This is a genomic window from Caulobacter segnis (genome assembly GCF_031454995.1).
In the GTDB taxonomy this organism is placed as follows: Bacteria; Pseudomonadota; Alphaproteobacteria; order Caulobacterales; family Caulobacteraceae; genus Caulobacter; species Caulobacter segnis_E.
The window spans coordinates 96,219-113,374 of record NZ_JAVDRV010000003.1 but is presented as its reverse complement, the minus strand read 5'-3'; the positions used below and the strand labels follow the sequence as shown (position 1 = coordinate 113,374).

The 17,156-nt window shown below is 65.0% G+C and carries 19 protein-coding genes; 4 read left to right on the top strand and 15 right to left on the bottom strand.

Annotated features, from left to right (window positions below):
- Positions 1-82 precede the first annotated feature (82 nt).
- The 6 genes from J2728_RS12835 to J2728_RS12810 all read right to left on the bottom strand — a co-directional run bounded on the left by J2728_RS12835 (position 83) and on the right by J2728_RS12810 (position 4,494).
- Positions 83-1,522 carry an MFS transporter gene (locus J2728_RS12835; protein WP_310000105.1) on the bottom strand — a complete coding sequence of 480 codons (1,440 nt, stop codon included), beginning with the start codon at positions 1,520-1,522 and terminating at the stop codon, positions 83-85.
- Positions 1,523-1,582: 60 nt separating this feature from the next.
- On the bottom strand, positions 1,583-1,738 hold the full coding sequence (locus tag J2728_RS12830) for a DUF3309 family protein (RefSeq protein ID WP_309999665.1): 156 nt from the start codon (positions 1,736-1,738) through the stop codon (positions 1,583-1,585).
- Positions 1,739-1,832: 94 nt separating this feature from the next.
- A complete protein-coding gene (locus tag J2728_RS12825) occupies positions 1,833-2,225 on the bottom strand; it encodes a DUF983 domain-containing protein (protein WP_309999663.1) in 393 nt (130 codons plus the stop codon).
- Positions 2,226-2,510: 285 nt separating this feature from the next.
- Complete coding sequence (locus tag J2728_RS12820) at positions 2,511-2,648, bottom strand: entericidin A/B family lipoprotein (RefSeq protein ID WP_309999661.1); 138 nt, start codon at positions 2,646-2,648, stop codon at positions 2,511-2,513.
- A 91-nt stretch (positions 2,649-2,739) separates the two neighbouring features.
- Entirely contained in the window at positions 2,740-3,327 is a 588-nt protein-coding gene (locus tag J2728_RS12815; protein WP_309999660.1) for a beta/gamma crystallin-related protein, read from the bottom strand.
- A gap of 87 nt (positions 3,328-3,414) precedes the next feature.
- Positions 3,415-4,494: a L,D-transpeptidase family protein gene (locus J2728_RS12810; RefSeq protein WP_309999659.1), complete on the bottom strand. Its 1,080-nt coding sequence runs from the start codon at positions 4,492-4,494 to the stop codon at positions 3,415-3,417.
- An 86-nt stretch (positions 4,495-4,580) separates the two neighbouring features.
- Here J2728_RS12810 and J2728_RS12805 point away from each other — a divergent pair, with 86 nt between their 5' ends.
- Complete coding sequence (locus J2728_RS12805) at positions 4,581-5,630, top strand: M15 family metallopeptidase (protein WP_309999658.1); 1,050 nt, start codon at positions 4,581-4,583, stop codon at positions 5,628-5,630.
- Here the strand turns inward: J2728_RS12805 and J2728_RS12800 are convergent.
- Both J2728_RS12800 and J2728_RS12795 read right to left on the bottom strand, forming a co-directional pair.
- Positions 5,560-6,180: a glutathione S-transferase family protein gene (locus J2728_RS12800; RefSeq protein WP_309999657.1), complete on the bottom strand. Its 621-nt coding sequence runs from the start codon at positions 6,178-6,180 to the stop codon at positions 5,560-5,562. The genes J2728_RS12805 and J2728_RS12800 overlap by 71 nt on opposite strands.
- Positions 6,177-6,356 (bottom strand): hypothetical protein, encoded by a 180-nt coding sequence (locus tag J2728_RS12795; RefSeq protein ID WP_013080330.1) that lies wholly within the window; start codon positions 6,354-6,356, stop codon positions 6,177-6,179. The genes J2728_RS12800 and J2728_RS12795 overlap by 4 nt, the downstream gene beginning before the upstream one ends.
- A 63-nt stretch (positions 6,357-6,419) precedes the next feature.
- On the opposite strand from J2728_RS12795, the gene J2728_RS12790 reads away from it, so the two are divergent.
- The 3 genes from J2728_RS12790 to J2728_RS12780 all read left to right on the top strand — a co-directional run bounded on the left by J2728_RS12790 (position 6,420) and on the right by J2728_RS12780 (position 8,858).
- A complete protein-coding gene (locus J2728_RS12790; RefSeq protein ID WP_309999656.1) occupies positions 6,420-6,986 on the top strand; it encodes a hypothetical protein in 567 nt (188 codons plus the stop codon).
- Between the two features lie 48 nt (positions 6,987-7,034).
- Complete coding sequence (locus J2728_RS12785; RefSeq protein ID WP_309999652.1) at positions 7,035-7,844, top strand: protein NO VEIN domain-containing protein; 810 nt, start codon at positions 7,035-7,037, stop codon at positions 7,842-7,844.
- A gap of 132 nt (positions 7,845-7,976) precedes the next feature.
- Positions 7,977-8,858, top strand: coding sequence for a hypothetical protein (locus J2728_RS12780; RefSeq protein WP_309999649.1), 882 nt, complete (start codon positions 7,977-7,979; stop codon positions 8,856-8,858).
- A gap of 1 nt (position 8,859) precedes the next feature.
- Here J2728_RS12780 and J2728_RS12775 read toward each other — a convergent pair whose 3' ends face one another.
- From J2728_RS12775 to J2728_RS12745, 7 genes are all read right to left on the bottom strand, one after another.
- Positions 8,860-9,633, bottom strand: coding sequence for a GIY-YIG nuclease family protein (locus J2728_RS12775; RefSeq protein WP_309999647.1), 774 nt, complete (start codon positions 9,631-9,633; stop codon positions 8,860-8,862).
- The gene (locus J2728_RS12770; protein WP_309999645.1) at positions 9,630-10,793 is read right to left on the bottom strand and encodes a DNA cytosine methyltransferase; all 1,164 of its coding nucleotides are present in this window, start codon (positions 10,791-10,793) and stop codon (positions 9,630-9,632) included. Before J2728_RS12770 ends, J2728_RS12775 begins: the two co-directional genes overlap by 4 nt.
- Positions 10,790-11,203: a very short patch repair endonuclease gene (locus J2728_RS12765; protein ID WP_309999644.1), complete on the bottom strand. Its 414-nt coding sequence runs from the start codon at positions 11,201-11,203 to the stop codon at positions 10,790-10,792. Before J2728_RS12765 ends, J2728_RS12770 begins: the two co-directional genes overlap by 4 nt.
- Before the next feature lie 160 nt (positions 11,204-11,363).
- Positions 11,364-12,404: a hypothetical protein gene (locus J2728_RS12760; protein WP_309999643.1), complete on the bottom strand. Its 1,041-nt coding sequence runs from the start codon at positions 12,402-12,404 to the stop codon at positions 11,364-11,366.
- Positions 12,405-12,657: 253 nt separating this feature from the next.
- On the bottom strand, positions 12,658-13,713 hold the full coding sequence (locus tag J2728_RS12755; RefSeq protein WP_309999642.1) for a hypothetical protein: 1,056 nt from the start codon (positions 13,711-13,713) through the stop codon (positions 12,658-12,660).
- Positions 13,714-13,722: 9 nt separating this feature from the next.
- Entirely contained in the window at positions 13,723-16,416 is a 2,694-nt protein-coding gene (locus J2728_RS12750) for a serine/threonine-protein kinase (RefSeq protein WP_309999641.1), read from the bottom strand.
- Positions 16,416-16,937, bottom strand: a complete 522-nt coding sequence (locus J2728_RS12745; protein ID WP_309999640.1) for a hypothetical protein — start codon at positions 16,935-16,937, stop codon at positions 16,416-16,418. Before J2728_RS12745 ends, J2728_RS12750 begins: the two co-directional genes overlap by 1 nt.
- Positions 16,938-17,156: the final 219 nt, after the last annotated feature.

Here is a 17,156-nt window from a genome sequence, read left to right as displayed (position 1 = left end):
AACGGGGTTCGAAGGATCTAGGCGTGGCGGCCGAAGGCGTGAGCGGCTTGGGCGCCCGCCACGCGCCCAAAAAGCACCGGCGTCAGTCCTCGTGGATCAGGCTGTGGCGGCCGGTGTCCTTCAGGATGATCGCGCAGATCAGGCCCAGGGTCATGACGCCGGCGACATAGACGTAGAAGGCGCTCTCGATCCCCTCGTGCTTGAAGGCCAGGGCGACCATCTCGGCCGTGCCGCCGAACAGCACGTTGGCCAGGGCGTAGGGCAGGGCCACGCCCAGCGCGCGGATGTGGGCGGGGAACAGCTCGGCCTTCACCACCGCGCTGATCGAGGTGTAGCAGGACTGGATCGCCACGCCGACCAGGATCAGCGCCAGGGCGCCGGTCACCGTGGTCGCCTGGGAGATTCCCGTCATGATCGGCCAGATCGTCAGGGCGCCGCCGCCGAAGGCCGCGATCAGCATCGGCTTGCGGCCCACCTTGTCCGACAGCCAGCCGGCGAGGGGCTGGGCCAGCAGGAAGCCGATCAGGCTGATGGCGCTGATCTCGGAGGCCTGGCCCTTGGAGAAGCCCGCCGTGTTGACCAGGAACTTCTGCATGTAGGTCGTGTAGACATAGAAGGTCAGCGAGCCGCCCGCCGTCAGCCCCATGATCAGCAGGCTCTCGCGCGGATGCAGGCGCACCAGCGGCACGATCAGCGACACGAAGAACAGCACCAGGAACACCGCGCCCAGGATCTGGGCGGGTCTCGCCAGGGGGCCGCTGGCCACGCCCACGACGCCGCCGATCACGGTCAGGGCCAGCAGCGCGCCGGCGACGCCGACCTGGCGCCGCGACAAGCTCTCGCGCGGACCGGCGCTCTTGAACGAGATGCTTTCGTCCAGGCCCCTGCGGATCCAGAACACCACCACGGCCAGCAAGGCGCCGATGACAAACGGGATGCGCCAGCCCCAGGCCTTCAGGGCGTCCTCGGGCATCAGCCTCTGCAGCGTGATCAGCACGCCCAGGGCCAGAAGCTGGCCGGCGATCAGGGTCACGTAGTGGAAGCTGGACCAGAAGCCGCGACGCTGCTTGCCGGCCATCTCGCTCATATAGGTGGCGCTGGCGCCGTATTCGCCGCCGACGGAAAGTCCCTGCAGCACGCGCGCGAACAGCAGGATCGCCGGCGCCCACAGGCCGATCGCCGCATAGCCAGGCGTGATGGCGATGATCAGCGCCCCGGCGCACATGAGCGCCACCGAAACCGAAAGCGCCGCCCGCCGGCCGGCGTGATCGGCGTAGAGACCCATCAGCCAGGCGCCGATCGGGCGCGCGACGAAGCCCAGGAAAAAGACCGCCGCCGCCTGCAGCAGCTGAACGGTCTGGTCGCCCTTCGGGAAGAAGGCGGGGGCGAAATAGAGGGTGAAGGCGGCGTAGGCGAACCAGTCGTACCATTCGACGAGGTTGCCGGCCGATCCGCCGAGAATGGCCCGTGCGCGGGCGGTCGGCGAAAGTCGCGCTGCCAGCGCGTCGGCGTTCGCCGTCATGGTCATCTCCCCCTCTTGTCGAGGGGGAGATTAGGCGAACGCCGTTCTAGGGCAAGCGCGCTAGATTCTGCCCATCAGGACCAGGATGACGATGATCACCAGGATCAGGCCCAGACCGCCCGACGGGAAGTAGCCCCACGACCGGCTGTGGCCCCAGGTGGGCAGAGCGCCGATCAGGGCGAGGATAAGGATGATGATAAGGATCGTGCCGAGCATGGTCCGTGGTTTCCCTCCGCTCCCGTGTCCGCCACCACGGCGACGCTAGGAGCACGTGTTGGGAATACGCGACGGCGCGGGTCGGTTCCGGAGATCAGCTCGGCGTGTCTTCGGCCTTCCGCAGGCGCATGGCCCAGAGGGCGCCGATGACGACACCTTTCACCCGCGGCAGGAGCAGCAGGGTCAGGACGGCCAGGGGGATCAAGGTCAGCGGCGCGACCAGGGCCGGCGGCGCTTCCCAGATCCAGGGGAAGAACAGCAGCGGCGCCACGAACAGGTGGCCGATCAGCAGGATCGTGAAATAGGCGGGACCATCGTCGGCCGGATAGCAGCCCAGCTCATGCCCGCAGGCTTCGCACTCGGGGTCGACCTTCAGATAGCGCATGTACAGCCGACCGTCGCCACAGTTCGGGCAACGGTGCAGCAGGCCGCGCTTAAGGCCGGTGAGCAACGGGGGAGCGGTGCGGGTCTCGGACATGGCGTCCATATGCGCTTCCTGGCCTGGCAAGAAAAGGGCGACCGGGGGTCGCACGGCGACGATTTGTCTCGATCAAAACAAGAGTATTCCGCGCATTTTCGCCACGAAGCTCGAGAACAGGCCCGGCCTTCGCGACGGGTTCACGCGGAATTTCACGGTGAAGTTAATGCGATGAATATTAGGATCGTTTATTTTTCGACATAAGTTCCGAATTTAGTACTCGATCAGGCAAAACGCCCGCCGATCTTGTCGGCTGGCCTGAACTCGACGCTGGGTCGAGACGCCCTAGGCTTGTCAGTTCTTGACGTCCTTGGCGGTATTGCTGACCGCGCGGCCAGCGGCCGAAATATCGCGGCCGGCGCCTTCGATGGTGTTGCAGGCCGAGACCAGCAAGGCCGTCGCCACGGCGGCCAGAACGACGATCTTACGCATATTGAAACTCCACTGTTCTCGGGGCGCGGGACCTTAACCGTGGGTCGCGCCGGCCTTCAAGAGGGGCGCGACCCAAGGTGGCGCGCGACGTCTAGCGAACGCGACGGATCGAGCTGATCCGGTCGTTCCACTCGCGCGGCAAGACGCCCTGGTCGCGGTCGATCACGGTGCAGCGGCCGCGGTAGTAGGCGTCCTCGCAGACTTCCCACGCGCCGCGCAGGATCTTGATGGAGGAGGTCTTGTCGTTGAAGTCGGTCTGGCTCAGGTCGGGCATGTCGCCGCGCACCTCGTAGACGCGACCGTCGTAGCCGACGTGCTCGAACAGAACCGCGTCCGCGCGCCAGCCGCCGCCCGGCGGACGGCCCGGGCCAGGGCCGGGGAAGGGACCGGGACCGCCGAACCCGGCGCATTGCAGGCGACCGTCGCGGTTTTCGAGGCCCTGTCCGCCGCAATCGCGGGCGCGGGCGCTGCTCCATTCCCAGCCGCCGCGATCGTTCTGGCACCGCGCCCAGACGCGGCCGTCGAAGGCGGTGATCTCGCGGCACGACCGCGTATAGGACCCGCGCGGCGGTTCGTCGTAACGGCCATCCCAGCCGGGGGCCTGGGCGCTGGCGGCGCCGGCCCAGCCAGCGATCAGCATGGCGGTGGAGAGAGCGGTCAGGCTGAGCGTGTTGGACATCTTGGTTCCCCCAAGCAAAAGCTACGTGTGGGGGCACTAGATGGCTCGCTGGCTGAACCCAGCCTGAACGCTGAAGCTTGCGAAGGTCTAGCCGGGCCGCGCCTCGACACCCATGAAGATCACCTTGGCGCCCTTCTTCACCGCCGAGCCCAGTTCGGCCGCGTCCCAGTTGGTCAGGCGCACGCAACCGTGCGAGGCGCGCTTGTTGACCAGCTTGGGGTCCGGCGTGCCGTGAATGCCGTAGGTGTCCTTGGTCAGGTCGATCCAGGTCGAGCCCACCGGGTTGTTCGGACCAGCCTGGATGGTCAGTTTGGTGTTGGGCTTGCCGAAGGTCAGGCGCGAGGGATCGTAGGTGTAGGTCGGGCGCGGCGCGAGCGTCCGCACCGCCCACTCGCCCGAGGGGGCGGGGCGCTCGGTGCTGCCCACCGTGGCCGGATAGACGGCCAACTCGACGCCCGCTTCGTCGAAGGCGCGCACCTGGCCCAGGGCCTTGTCGATCTCGATGCGGTCGACCTTGGCCTCGAGACGGTCGGCCCCGGCGGCCGTGACCATGATCGCGGCCCCGACCTGGTTGAAGTTCACGCCCGGGTTCAGCTCGCGCAGCAGGGCCTCGTCCATGTGGAAGCGCTCGGCCAGCATCTCGACGATGTCGTGGTGGTTCATGGCCGGCTCCCGGGCCATCGCCTCGTAGTCGTCCTTGGGGATGGGCGGGGTGAACGGGCCGGCCACGTCCGCCGCGGTGATCGTGTAGTCGACCATCACCGGACCGTTGTCCGCGGCGACCAGCGCGTTGACCAGCGCCTGGCTGACTTCGCCGTCCATCGTCATGTCCTGGGCCTTTTGGAAGGCCTGGATCGCCAGTTTCAGATTGCCGCCATCGCGGCCGTCGATGACGCCCGGCGAGAAATGGGCGCGGTCCAGCAGGGTCTGGACGCGGATAAGCACGTCGCGGCGCGCCCGCGGATCGGTGGCCGCGGGATCGAAGGCGGCGGCGTTGATCGCTTGCCCCACCGGCGACGATGCGGCCGAGACCGGCGGCGCGGAGACGGTGGGCGCGGGTGTCTTCTGAACGGTGTTGGCGGGGGCGGGCTTGGCCGGCGGCTTGTCGTCGCAAGCGCTCAAGGCGAGGGCGGCGACGAGGGCGAAACGGGAAACCAGACCGGTCATGAAAACTCCAGGCGGGAACAACTTCACCGCTTGAAGGCTTGAGCCATGGCGAAGTTCCACGAGTTGTGAGGCTGGGCTTGAGGGCGTTGCGTCGTCTGTTGTGGGGACTGGTCGCGCTGGCGCTGGCCGTGGGCGCGTTCTGGCTGTGGGTTGTCTGGCCCCCGGGCGAGGCCGCTCGATCCGAGCGAGCCGGTGTCGATCGGCCGTCCGACATTCCGGCCATCGCCGAGATCGCCCCGCCCCTGGTGGCCGCGCCGGCGCTCTGCGTCGGAAGCGAAGCGGGCCCGCCCGGCGCGGCGGCCGCCAACGCCGCCTCGCTCTCGACCCTGGCCTGGTCGCCGTTCGGCAAGCCCGAGACAGGCTGGGAAATCTATGCGCCACGCATCGCCGCCGAGATCGGCACGAGTTGCGCCGCGGGCTCCGAAGGCTTCGCCGCCGCCTTGGCTCGCTGGCAGGTGGCCAATCGCCTGCCGCGAACGGGGGTGATGGACGCGGCGGCCTTCGCCGTCATGCTGCCGCGCTGGCACCTGGCGCGGCCGTTCGTCCAAGTGAACCGCGACGGGGTCTGTCCTGGCGCGCCCGCCCCGACCAGCCTCGCGACGGCTCGCCCCGACGAGAGCTATGGCGGAAAGACGATCCAACTGCGCCCCGCCGCGCTGGAGGCCTATCGCCGGATGACGGCGGAGGCCCGCGCCGCCGGCGTGCCGCGGCGGCCCGAGGCGCTGAAGATCTATTCTGGTTTTCGGGCCCCGGACGCCGACGCCCAACGCTGCGCGCGCGACCGCAACTGCCAGGGGCTGATCCGCACCATCTGCTCGGCCCACCGCACCGGCTTGGCCGTCGACCTCTTCATCGACGCCGCCCCCGGCTTTGGCCCCGACTCGTCGGCCGACGCTAATCGGTTGGCGATGGCGCGCTCGCCGCTCTATCGATGGATGGTGTCGAACGCGGGGCGCTTCGGCTTCGTCAACTACGTCTACGAGCCCTGGCATTGGGAGTGGACCGGCGAGCCGCTGCTGCCCGGGACGCCGATCGTCAGCCTTCCCCAGGCCGGCGCCGAGCCGGTCACGGAACCTCTGGAAGGCTCCACGCCGCAAACGCCGGCCGCTGTTTCAGCCGCGCGTAATAGGCGGTGAGGGCGGGCCACTCGACGCGCTGGATCGGGCTGCGCAGCCAGCGATGCGTGGACAGGCCCAGGACGATGTCGGCCAGGGTGAAGCTCTCGCCCGCCACATAGGCGCCGGTGTCGACCAAGCGCGCGTCCAGCAGGCCCATGGCGGTGTTCCAGGCCTCGACGCTGGCGGCGATCTGGGCGGGGTCGTCGAAGCCGGGACTCTTGCGCACCAATCCCGCGAAGGCGTGGCGCCAGGCCGTGTTCAGTTCCGTGGCCTGCCAATCCATCCACTGCTCGACCACCGCGCGCGCGCGCCGGCCCTCGGGCAGCAGCGGCGTACCGGCGGCCAGGTAGCGGCAGATGGTGTTGCTCTCCCACAGGGACCCGTGCTCATCGACCAGCACCGGGACGAGCGCGTTGGGGTTCATCGCCAGGAACCCAGGGGCCTTGGTCGAGGCGAACCCCGCGCCCCAGTCCTCGCGCTCGTAAGCCAGGCCCAGCTCGTCCAGGGTCCAAAGGACCTTGCGGACGTTGATGGACGAGGTCCGGCCGAGAACCCGGGGGATCGTCACCGGGTCATCCAGGGCTTGGACTTGCCGGTCGGGGCGGCGGCGCTGGCGCGCTCGACCTTGCCGCTGGAGGCCTTGGGGCCGTGGCCATGGCGGCCCTGGGCGGCCTTCTTCAGGCGCAGGGCGCGCTGCATCGGCGTTTCGCCCTCCGGCGGGGGAGCGTCGGTCTTGTCGGTCATGAGGGCGATGTAGGCCTCGTTTGGCGCCTTGAGAAGGCCGCGCTTAGCGGCCACTCTGGAAAGATGCCGCGCCGCCGCCTGGTTCCCGCCGTTGTCCTCTGCGCCGCCGTGTGCGCCACGAGCGCCCACGCCCAGGTTCAGAGGCCGTCGGCGGAGGCTCCGAACGCCGTCTCGCCGGTGCTGATCCTGCCGCCGACCTTGCCGCCCAAGCTGGTCTCGACCTATCCGACCCAGGACCAGAGCGTCGCGCCGGGGATTCTGATCCTGAAGGCCGCCTTCGATCAGCAGATGTCGCCGACCGTCTGGAACTACGCGCCCGCGCCGGGCGTCGAGCCGATGGACTGCGTGAAGACCCCGCGCCTGCTCTCCGATCAGAAGACCTTCGTCCTGATCTGCCGCGTGCTGGCGGGCCGCGTCTACGGGGTGACCTTCAACGCGGAGCGGTCCGGCGGCTTCGCCAATCTCGGCGAGAACCCCGCCGAGACCGCCAGCCTGACCTTCAAGGTCGAGGATGGCGCGCCGGTCACCACCCTGCGCCGCGCCATGGAACTGGCCGGGCTGCGGTCGGACCAGACGCCGGTGCAAGAGCCTCCGCGCGCCTCGGTGGGGGGGACGGCCGGCGGCCGCTAAACCGCCCAAGCCCTGGCGCGCGCGCGCCCGCTGGCGCAGGATCATCCGATGACGGGGGATTCGGCGGAACGGGAGGCCATCGGGCGCGAGTGGACTGGCGCTGAGCTCACCGTCGTGGTCGGCGACTACCTGACCCAGCTGGAGAAGACCCTGGCCGGCAAGCCGGTCGACCGCGCCACCCACGACCGGGCGGTGCGCTTCGTCACCGGCAAGTCCGGCATGCCCATCATGGCCAAGCAGGGCGAGATCACCGCGGTTCTCTCCCTGATCGGCCTGCCGGTACTGAAGGACCCGCCGCCTCGCTGGACCTATGACGCGCCGCTGCTGACCGCCATCGAGGACGCCCTTCTCGCCAAGCCCGCCTTGCTGGCCGCCGCCGTCCGTCCCGACGCCCTGTTCGCCGCCCCGCCGGCCATTCCGCTGATCGAAGCCGCGCCGCCCCAGCCCGTGCCGCCGGACGAGACCCTGGCCAGGATCATCCAGCGTTTCGACCTCGCCACGCGCGCCGCCGAGGATCGCTTCCTGCCCAGCGTGGGCGCGGCCAGTATCGTCGCCCACGAGGTCCGCCGCCTGACCGACCACGGCCGTCTCGACCTGGCCCACCAGGTTCGCCTGGCCAGGGCCGGCGATCCCGAAGGCTGCGATGTCGTCAGCTTCGACCTTGACGCCGCGCCGCGCCTGCTGGTCGTCAAGACCACCCTGGGCGCCGAGGTCGCGCCGTTCGGCTTGACGGAGGCCGAGCTGGCCCTGGCCCGCGCCCGCCCCGAGGCCTTCCGTATGCGGCGCGTCTACGACCTGCTGGGCGAGGCCCGCTTCTTCCGGCTCAAGCCGCCGTTCGAGGAAGCCACGCGCGGCTAGCCATAAGCCGAGGATGTGAATTGCGCCCACCGACGGTCGGCACTAGATCACGACAGGGCGCAATATTTAGGATGGGGGGCGGAGACCAAGCATAGGGGCAGGTCTCGGACCCCTTCCTGGGGTTTTGACATTATGACCGCATCGACCGTGACGGCGGACAGGACCTGCGAAGGCCTGTGCCTGGCCTTTTCGGCTCAGCTAATTCCCAATGGCTTTCGAAAACAGGGCCACCGTTCGGCGATCGACATTCTACTAATGCTGGCCATCGCCCAGGCCAACCTGGCCCCGATGGCGCGCGACGCCGAGTTCCAGAAGACCTATGCCGGGCTGGAGGTCTCGCCGCCCGACGAGATGCGGCGGCCCGCGCGCGTCCGCTCGATCGCGGTGTCGCTGGGCGTGCCGCAGGAGACGGCGCGCCGCCGGGTCGCCACCCTGGTCGAGGCCGGAATCCTGGTCATGCGCGAGGACGGCGTGATCATGCCCCAGGCCTTCACCAGCTCGCCCCACGCGCTGCGGACGGCGATCGACACCTGGGCGCTGTTCACCACCTTCTACGCCAACCTGCGCCGCGCCGGCGCGCTGGAGCCGGTCGAGCCCGCGACGCCGGACCAGCCGCCGCCGCTGCGCCTGATGATGCGGTTGTGGACCAACCACTTCCTGCGCCTGATCGAGGCCCTGCTGCCGATGGTCGGCGACCCGTTCGCCGTCGTCATGCTGTTCGCGATCCTCGACGGCAGCCAGGCGACCGAGGGCAAGCCCGTTCCGGCCTCGGCCATCGCCCGCGCCCTGGGGCTGCCGTTCGAGAGCGTTCGCCGCAACGCGCTGCGCATCGCCGACAACGGGCTCTGCCGGAAGGTCGGGCGCGGCTACCTGATCCCCCCCGATCTGATGGAGGAGCCGCGCTGGCGCGCCTTCTCCGAGCGCCACGCCCAGGTCCTGATGCGGTTCTTCGCGGCGATGCGCGAGCAGAACCTGCTGGGCTGGTGGGAGGCGCAATACCAGGCGGCCGCCTAGCCTAGCGCGAGGCGCCGATCAGCTCGCCGCTCGGGAACTTGCGGTCGTCGTTCTTGTACATGATGACGTGGCTGGGCAGCTTCGTGGCGTGCCAGCCGGCGGGCAGGCGCTCCAGGATCTGGCTCAGCGCGGCGCGCGCGGTCAGAGGGCCTTCCAGGACGATCGGCGTGGCGAGCAGATCATCGTGCGAGCCTGAGCCTTCGTCGGCGCCCTGCGCGCGGAAGACGTAGGGCAGCTGGCGCTTCAGCGCCTGGACCAGCGCCGCCGCCGAGCCCTCGGTGGGGAAGTCCTCGTCCAACGGCCGGTCGATGTCGATCGGGTACCAGGTGTCGAAGTGCTCGGGCTTGTACCTGGTGGTGTCGCGCTCCTTGCCCGGGTCCTTGGCGCCGAACCCGCTGCCGTTCCACAGCGCCTTGGCCCGCTGCTTCTCGGCGCCGATCAGCAGCGCCTCCAGGTCGACGGCGGTGAACACGAAGACCCGCACGGCGCGGAACAGCACCCGCTCGGGCGCGAGGCCATGCCGGTGCTGGACCTTCTTGTGGTGCTTCTGCAGGCGCTCGCGCAGGCCCGAGGCCGCGTCGGTCTTGCCGATGTAGATCACCTCGTGATCGTCCTCGTCGCCCAGCAGCAGCTGGTAGACGCCCTGGCGCCGCGGCAGCTCCGCGACGGCCTCGGCGGTCAGCGGCGCGGGCGGCAGGCTCTCGAGGACGTGGGTCAGCTCGCGCAGCAGCGCCTTGGGCAAATCAAGCTCGAACTCGGCGTAGCCCTTGGTCATGCCGCGCGGCGCAGTTTGCGGGCGACGTCCTGGCCGATCACCTCGGCCAGGCGCACCGGCACGGCGTTGCCCAGCTGGCGCATGACCTCGCTCCACGCCCCGTGGAAGATGAAGCCGTCCGGGAAGGTCTGCAGGCGCGCGCTCTCGCGGACCGAGAAGTAGCGCACCGAGCCGTCCGGCCGCGCCAGCATGTTCTCGCCGCCTGGCACCCCGTGCACCCCGGCCTTCAGGGTCTTGGCGGGCTCGTCGAGCGGGCTGCCGGTGTGGCCGGGATAGGACCGCGCCCCCGGCTGGAAGCGGTGATAGGCGAAGGCGGCCGCCGCCTCCGGCTCGAACTCGGGGTCGGGCAGGTCGGCGATCGCGTCGCGCACCGTGCGCCAGGCGAGCTCTTCGGGCTTGTCCTTCAGCGCCAGGGCGCGGGCGGGGGCGGCCGAGGCGTCCGGCCGAGCCTTGCGCGCCACCTTGTGCGCGTCCCAGTAGTCGCCCGAGCGATACTGCGCCCACAGCAGGGCCTCGGCCGAGTGGGTGGCGGTCGGGAACGACCATTCCAGGTCGAGATCGTCGCGGAAGCCCACGAAGATCACCCGCTCGCGCTTTTGCGGCACGCCGTAGTCGGCCGCGTTCAGCACCCGGGCCACCACGCGATACGAGAGGCCGTCGCGCGCGCCGCGCAGGTGATGCTCCTCCAGCCGCGACAGGTGCTCGGACCAGTCCTCGTCCGGCCGCGCCACGACCTCGGGATGCTCCAGCTGCAGCCGGATACATTCGAAGTAGTTGCGGAAGCTGGCCCGCGTCAGGCCCTTGACGTTCTCGAACACGAAGGCCCGCGGCCGCGTCTCGCGCACCGCCCGGATCGCCTGGGGGAACATGTCGCGGGTGTCATCATAGGCCCGGTGCTTGCCGCCCAGCGAGAACGGCTGGCACGGCGGCCCGCCCGAGACCAAATCAACCTTGCCCTCCAGCGGCCGGAAGTCGACGTCGCGCACGTCGCCCTCGACCACGGGCCACCCAGCCATGGGCGAGGCCTTGCTGGCGCGGTTCTCGGCGATGGTCTCGCGGCAATAGCGGTTCCACTCGACCACCTTGGCCGGCTTGAACCCCGCCCGGCAGAGACCGATCCCCAGCCCCCCGGCGCCCGCGAACAGTTCGATCGACTTCATGAGTCCAAGAATGTTCTAATTTCGTTCTCGAGAAAAGCCTCGTCCTTCAGCCCGCATTCCCAAAGGACGAGGGCCCGCCAGCCGAGCGCTTCCAGCGCCGCCAGCTGGCGAAGATCGCGCGCGCGATTCCCCTCCAGCTTCGGGATCCAGAACTCGTGCCGTGATTTGGGGAGTCGCGCCAGCTTGCAGTCGGGATCGGGGTGACGATGCCAGAAACAGCCGTGGACGAAGATCACCTTGCGCCGGCCGGGAAACACCAGGTCCGGCCTTCCTGGCAGCGTTCCGCCATGCAGCCGGTAGCGATAGCCCAGCCGGTGGACCAGCCGCCGGACCGTCATCTCGGCCTCGGAGCCCTTGCCCTTGACGCGGGCCATCCGGGCGCTGCGCTCGGCGGGGGAGAGGGTGTCCATGGACAACGCCTAGTCTATTTCCGACGGCCTTTAAACGCCGAGCGCTCCCTAGAGCGTGACGCCGAAAGTGGGAACCGGTTTCGGCACGAGTCGCGCTCTAAGTGTTTGATTTAGAGCCTCGTTATCGCGTCGAAACGATTCCGTTTTGACGCGCGAGGCTCTAGCGCCGCCGCCCATAACGCACCGCCCCGGGCGGGGGCTCGGCCGGCGGCAGGGGCGTGGCCTCCTTGGCCAGGTCCTTGCGCGAGGGGTAGGGCGGACGCGGCGGCGGCCAGGTCCGGGCCGGCAGCTTGCGGGCCGGCCGCGGCGCGGCGCCGGTGAAGTCCATGGCTGCCACCTCCTGCTCGCGCAGCAGGGCCTCGGTGATGATCTCGGCGGCCTCCATCGCCTCGGGATCGTCCTCGCCCAGATAGTCGCGCCGAAAGCGCATGACCCGCCGCTTGAAAAGGCCCGGCACGGTGTCGGGCTTCAGCAGCATGGCCAGGGCGATCAGGTAGATCGAACGGAACATGTAGGCCGTCTCGTGCTCGACCTGGGCCCGCGTCGGCCGCCAGTCGACGAAGCCGGTCATGAGCAGCCGCGCCCGCTCGGCGTCATAGGGCTCGTCGCCGTCGGACGCGCCGCCGCCCGGAAACGACCCCAGCCCTTCGTCGTCGGCCGAGGCCAGCCGCGTCAGCCGGTCGGCCAGGGTGGCCAGCCTCAGCGCCTCCTGGTCGCGCCCCGACTGGATCGCCGCCGCCAGCCGCGCCAGCGTCGCGGCCTTCAGGTCGGAGGGATCGGTCGACAGCGGCGGGGGCGGGGGCGTCGCCGCGCGCAAGGCGGCGGCGAAGGCCGGATCGAAGGTCGTCTTGTCTCCAAAGGACGCGCCGAAGGCGCTGAGGGCCTCCTCGTCGGCGTCCTCGTCGCCGGTCAGCCAAAGCTCGCCGGGCAGGGGCCCCGCGCCGCCCAGCGCCGTCCGCCGCGCGGCTTCGGCTTCGGCCTCGGCGGCCGCGGCGTGCTCGCGCGCCACGTCGTCGGCGTGCGCCTTCTTGGTCCAGCCGTCCTTGCAGGCGTGTCGATAGACGCTGCTGACCGAGACCTTCCACTTGGCCCCCAGCTCGGCGGCGGTCGCGCCGTTCTTGTACTCTTCGGCCACCTGGGCCCACGAGGCCTCCGAGAGGCGGAACCAGGTGGGGCGGGCGTCGGGATGTGATCTGCTCATGGCCGTAGAATACGGCCGCTCCGGACACCGGGGACGCGGCGGGGCGTAGAGCGGGGTCGGGGTGAGGGATTTCAGGGGGTTAGGCGTGGGAAGAGGTGGGGATAGGGCAATCGACGTTGGTGCCGCTTCGGTGGCTAGGACTGCCGCCGGCCGTCGGTTGAAACAGTACGACTTTCGGTCTGTTTGATTAACCCTTCACCAGAAGACCGCGAACGCGCGTTCACGCCGGTTCGAGTTGGTGAATGCAAAAGCCTCACGGCGTCGCGGGTACGTCTTGAGATCTAAATAGCGACCGCCGCGGCTCAAGTACCATTTGGTAGGTGGTTGAAGCGCCCTGGGGGCAATTGTCTGGATTGTAGCCGATTGGAATCGGGAATGTCAGTTGCACCTCACCGTAGCGTTCCCAAAATAGATAGGTTGCTAGAGTATCCATCTTTGATGATATGGGGGCTATAACAAGATCATAGTCATCGATGAGATAATTATAGTATTCCTCTAGAGTTTCTAGAGACTCTGAAACTTCTAGGGTTGAAACAATTTCCGTGGCCGTTCGTCTGCCGCGTTCGAACTTCTTGTGTAGGCGCTGGGATAGATCTAATCGCCAGGCTAATTCGGGATTGCCAGGCTTGCCATATAGCAGCAAAAGTAAAGCGGGGTTTACAGCGTCGAGGACGCCAGCGGTTCGGTGAGGGTCGTAGCCGGCGAAGATCACCAAACAGGTTTTGCCGGCCTGACTGCGGTAACCCGAGAATGCGTCGAGGACGAGGTTATCTCCCATCTCTAAAACCATTGACCGGGGTACTAGCTCGATCTCTTCGTGCGCGTCAGCGATTATTCTGTCGTACTCAGCGCGGGTCGGCGTGTAGTCCTGGGCCGAGGTGTAGAGAATGGTTTGACGTTCTCGCGAGCGATGTTCTCGCAATATCCTTAGGACAGTGCAGATCAGATAGGCGGGCATGCCTGAAATATCGACGGCCATTGCGCGGACATCGCGTGGTAGGTTGGCCAGGGCTTTATTAAAGTCCGCCGAAAACCCTGCAATGTCGGTATCACGCAGGGTAACGACATGTATGCGCTCTTCCGCGAGCTTCTTGCGAGCTTCGGTGAGGTAGCGGACGAAATGGGTTCGATTGTTCAAGACGTTGTTGGCATAGCGAATGATGACGCAATGCGCGTCCGGATGAAATCTAGCCTCCTCAAGAACCTTGAATGCGCGCTCCTCAAAGCCACCCGCCACTATAAGGGCGTCGACCGCCCCTGTGGCGGAGGCTAAGTCGATCACTGGATGTACCGAGGGTGCGGCGGTCATTGTTAAGGCTCACAGTTTTTGACGATATGTGAAGAGATCTTCCTCTCCGCCCTCTTCAAGCTCTCGAAGTCTTCTGGTGCCGTCTCGCAAGAACAAGTTTGGCCTCATCAATAGCATTTCTAGTTTAGATTTGGATAATCGCAGGTGATCATCGCGTCTGTAGCTTATTCCAAATATTGGGCAATATATCCTGTTGAGGACATAAATAGGTTTGCGGGCCTCATCATCGCGAGAAAATTCAAATTTTGTAGCGTCCAGCACCCCAAATGTAATTAAGCGGTTCAAAATTCGTTGTGCATCTGGGTATAGCTCTCCGAGGTCATTTCTCTCTACGGCTAGATGTTGGCGTGGCGGGCGAATGCCTTCATCAGACCTAAGGTATTTTCGGAAAGTTGAGCCGATCGCTGTTGTCACCTCGAACAGCCGTCTGCCAAGGCTGATTTCTTCTCCGCCAACTGCTATCGCGCCCGAAATTTGGCTTAGTGAATCCAGCCGTTTCTCCGAAATCGTGCGTATCGCCCTGTTTTGTGCGGATGGCCCCACGAGCTTAGGGGGGGAGTTGGGCTCTATGCCTCCTGCGGCGAAGACCTCGGAGACGATCTCTAGGAGGTTTCTGGGGGTCCGGTCGGCGATATTCCAGACTGCGGTCCAGCCGCAGTAGTAGGCGTTACGCTGGCGCTTAGCTAAGCGCATGATCAGCTCATCGGGCGGTATTTGGTGGTCGCCAAGGTATTCAAGAATATCAGTACTGCTGTATCGGAAATGTTTTAAACGCTCTTGGACAATTTTTCTAAAGTATCTTGAAAGTTCTTCCCGTCTTAGGGATTTATCTGCGCCAATAAATAGAACCTGAGAAATGTCATGCTCTACATAGTCTTGACCAATTTCCAGAATCTTATTTTCTGAGCTGCAGAAATCAAAGGTAAGCTTCTCGGCCGAAATCTTCACGCAAAATATGGGGTTGGACAGTAACATTAGGTCGCTGAGTGCGGCCTGGACATTTTTCGGCACATACGGCGTTCCCGCATCGTCGAAAAGTAGATGGAACTGAGTGCTGACAAGTTGAGGAATCGCCTCGCGCAGCCTTTTGAAAAAGTCGATTAGCGACCGAAGCTCAAGGGGAGGGGCGCGATCATTAGTGCCATCGAAAAGCCAAGCGCTTTCGACCATTTCTACGCGAACCATCGTTGAGACGAGGTTTTCCATCTCCGATTGTACGTCGGGGCTGACCGACACTAGGCCCGGAGGGGGGACAAACCCGGACACGTAATCCCGAAGCTTGGAAAGATCTGAAGGGGTGGAGAGCTTTCCCGCCCCCAGTCCGGCCGATACGGCCTCAAGGGTTGTCCGGATGATCTTGATCGCAAGTAGTCGATTTGTGGCTCGTGTCACCGACTCGCGATTCAGTGTTCGTCCTTCTAATGCCTTGAACTCGCCCTGTCGGCAGGGGAAGTAAATGCCAAATATCTTCTCAGTTTCTACAACAGAGCCGGCGGTTTCCGGAAAGAACGCTAGCGCAGCTAGGTAGGTAGATTTTCCGGATCCCCGGTTTCCGGAGACATACATGTTTCCGAATTCGGTGATTTTACTGATAAGTTCTTCAAATGGTACAAAAAGTTCTACTGCCACCGTGGGGTCGGTGATCTCTTCGTAACGCTGGAGCCGGAACGAGCTTGGCGTCTCGAACTTTTTGCTAATGAAGCGATCGCGATCGTTTATGAAGGCAGAGTACCCGCCATCACTCTCTAGAAGAGAGCAAATGTTAGAAAATGAGTCGGCTCTTTCCGAAAGTATAGATGATATAATAAGGTAGGACCTTGTTCCAATATACTTCCTGATCGACAAGGTGGGTACAAAGGCGCGTTGTGCCGCCAATACTCGCCATACATGCTGCTTGAAGCTATTAAGATCATTGTTCTTGCATATTTCTCTGGAAAGGCTGCCCATGGCGTCGAAGGAGACGTCGACAACGCGAAATGTCAGTCCCCCGTCGGCGTACTGATCGACTAGGATGTTGTCCTCGTGAAGATCGCCATGGTAGGCGCCAACCCGCTCTAGCTCCGCTAACGCCCTAGCGATCTGCCGCGCAAAAGAAATCACCACCTGGGAATTAAGGTGATGGTTTTGCTGCTTAAGGAATTCGCCGAAGGTCTTTCCCTTGATGTAAGGGAACACGATGCATCCAACTGGTGAGGGCTTGCCCAGGAGGTCGGGGACGGCCGCCTCGATGTAATCGATGGGAAGAACAAGCCCGCTATCGCTCCGAATGTCACTCAAGCGTCGAATTGAGTCTGTGATGTTCTCCGACGCGCCCGGGCGGACGATCTTTAGGACTACCCGAGAGTTGAGTAGCTTATGCCTGGCCGAGAAAACGATGGCGTTCTTCCCGGAGGAAATCAGCTCAAATTCGCTGTACTTGTCTGTGATTGAATTCGAGGGGTCTTTTTCGATTATATCGAAGTGGAGCAGTAGTCGCCCCATAAAGAGCTTTCCTGATCGATTCAGAGACCCAGGTTGCGCCTCATCCTCGTAGTTCAGCGATTTTATCGTATTGGCGAATTCAGATGATTGATTGAAGCTATTGGAAATCCAGTCGTAGTCAAATTCTTCGAGCAAAGACGACAAGTCGCGCCGAGCGAGCACCGATAGAACACCTTGGTTCTCGGCGATGACTTGATTGACGCTGTCTAGGTTCGACGTCATCAGAAGATGTATTTCACGGCCTGGATATGGCTCACTCGGTCAGCGATCATCCCATACAAATTACATTCGTCGAGATCATTGGGATATTTGTATGTCGTGAAGTGGCACCCCCTGGCCTGAGCCATCTCGCAGGCTTTTGCGGCTAGGCCATGGCGATAGTCATGATCGATGAAGAGGCTGGCTTTTCGGGCGAGCTCGTCGTCTCCGGCGATCAAGGTAGCTTCCACGACGCTGCCCGGCGACTCCACCAAGGTCGCCACGAAATCGTACTCTCGCATCAGGATCATCTCCTGAAAGACCGGGTTGCCCATTAGGCCTGGCAGGCTCGGGTCGACCAACTCTTCAGCGTAGCGAACATGATGACCGAGGGCCTCGAGCTTCTCCCGGATCTCTATTCTTTTCTTTTGGAGCTTAGCGGTTCTCTCATCCGGGGAGATCGTCGCTACCTGAGGGCCGAAAACGAGAATTTTCAGTTTGCGCGACGCAACCGTGCGCGCCAGCAGTTCTTGGATCTCGGTCAACGTTCGGACGCAGCCTCCCCCCCCAGGCAAACTTTAACAAATCTTTGAACGTCTTATACGACTAGGTCAATCTTCGGCTGAACCGTTCTCGGTACGCCCGCCAGGCGAGCTCGGCGTGGCGACGAGAGACACTTGGCTAGTGAAGGCCTGTCCTCACCAGGTCGGCCCTTCTCGATGTCGTCGATGAGCCCAAAACAAAACCCCCGCCAGTCTCCCGGC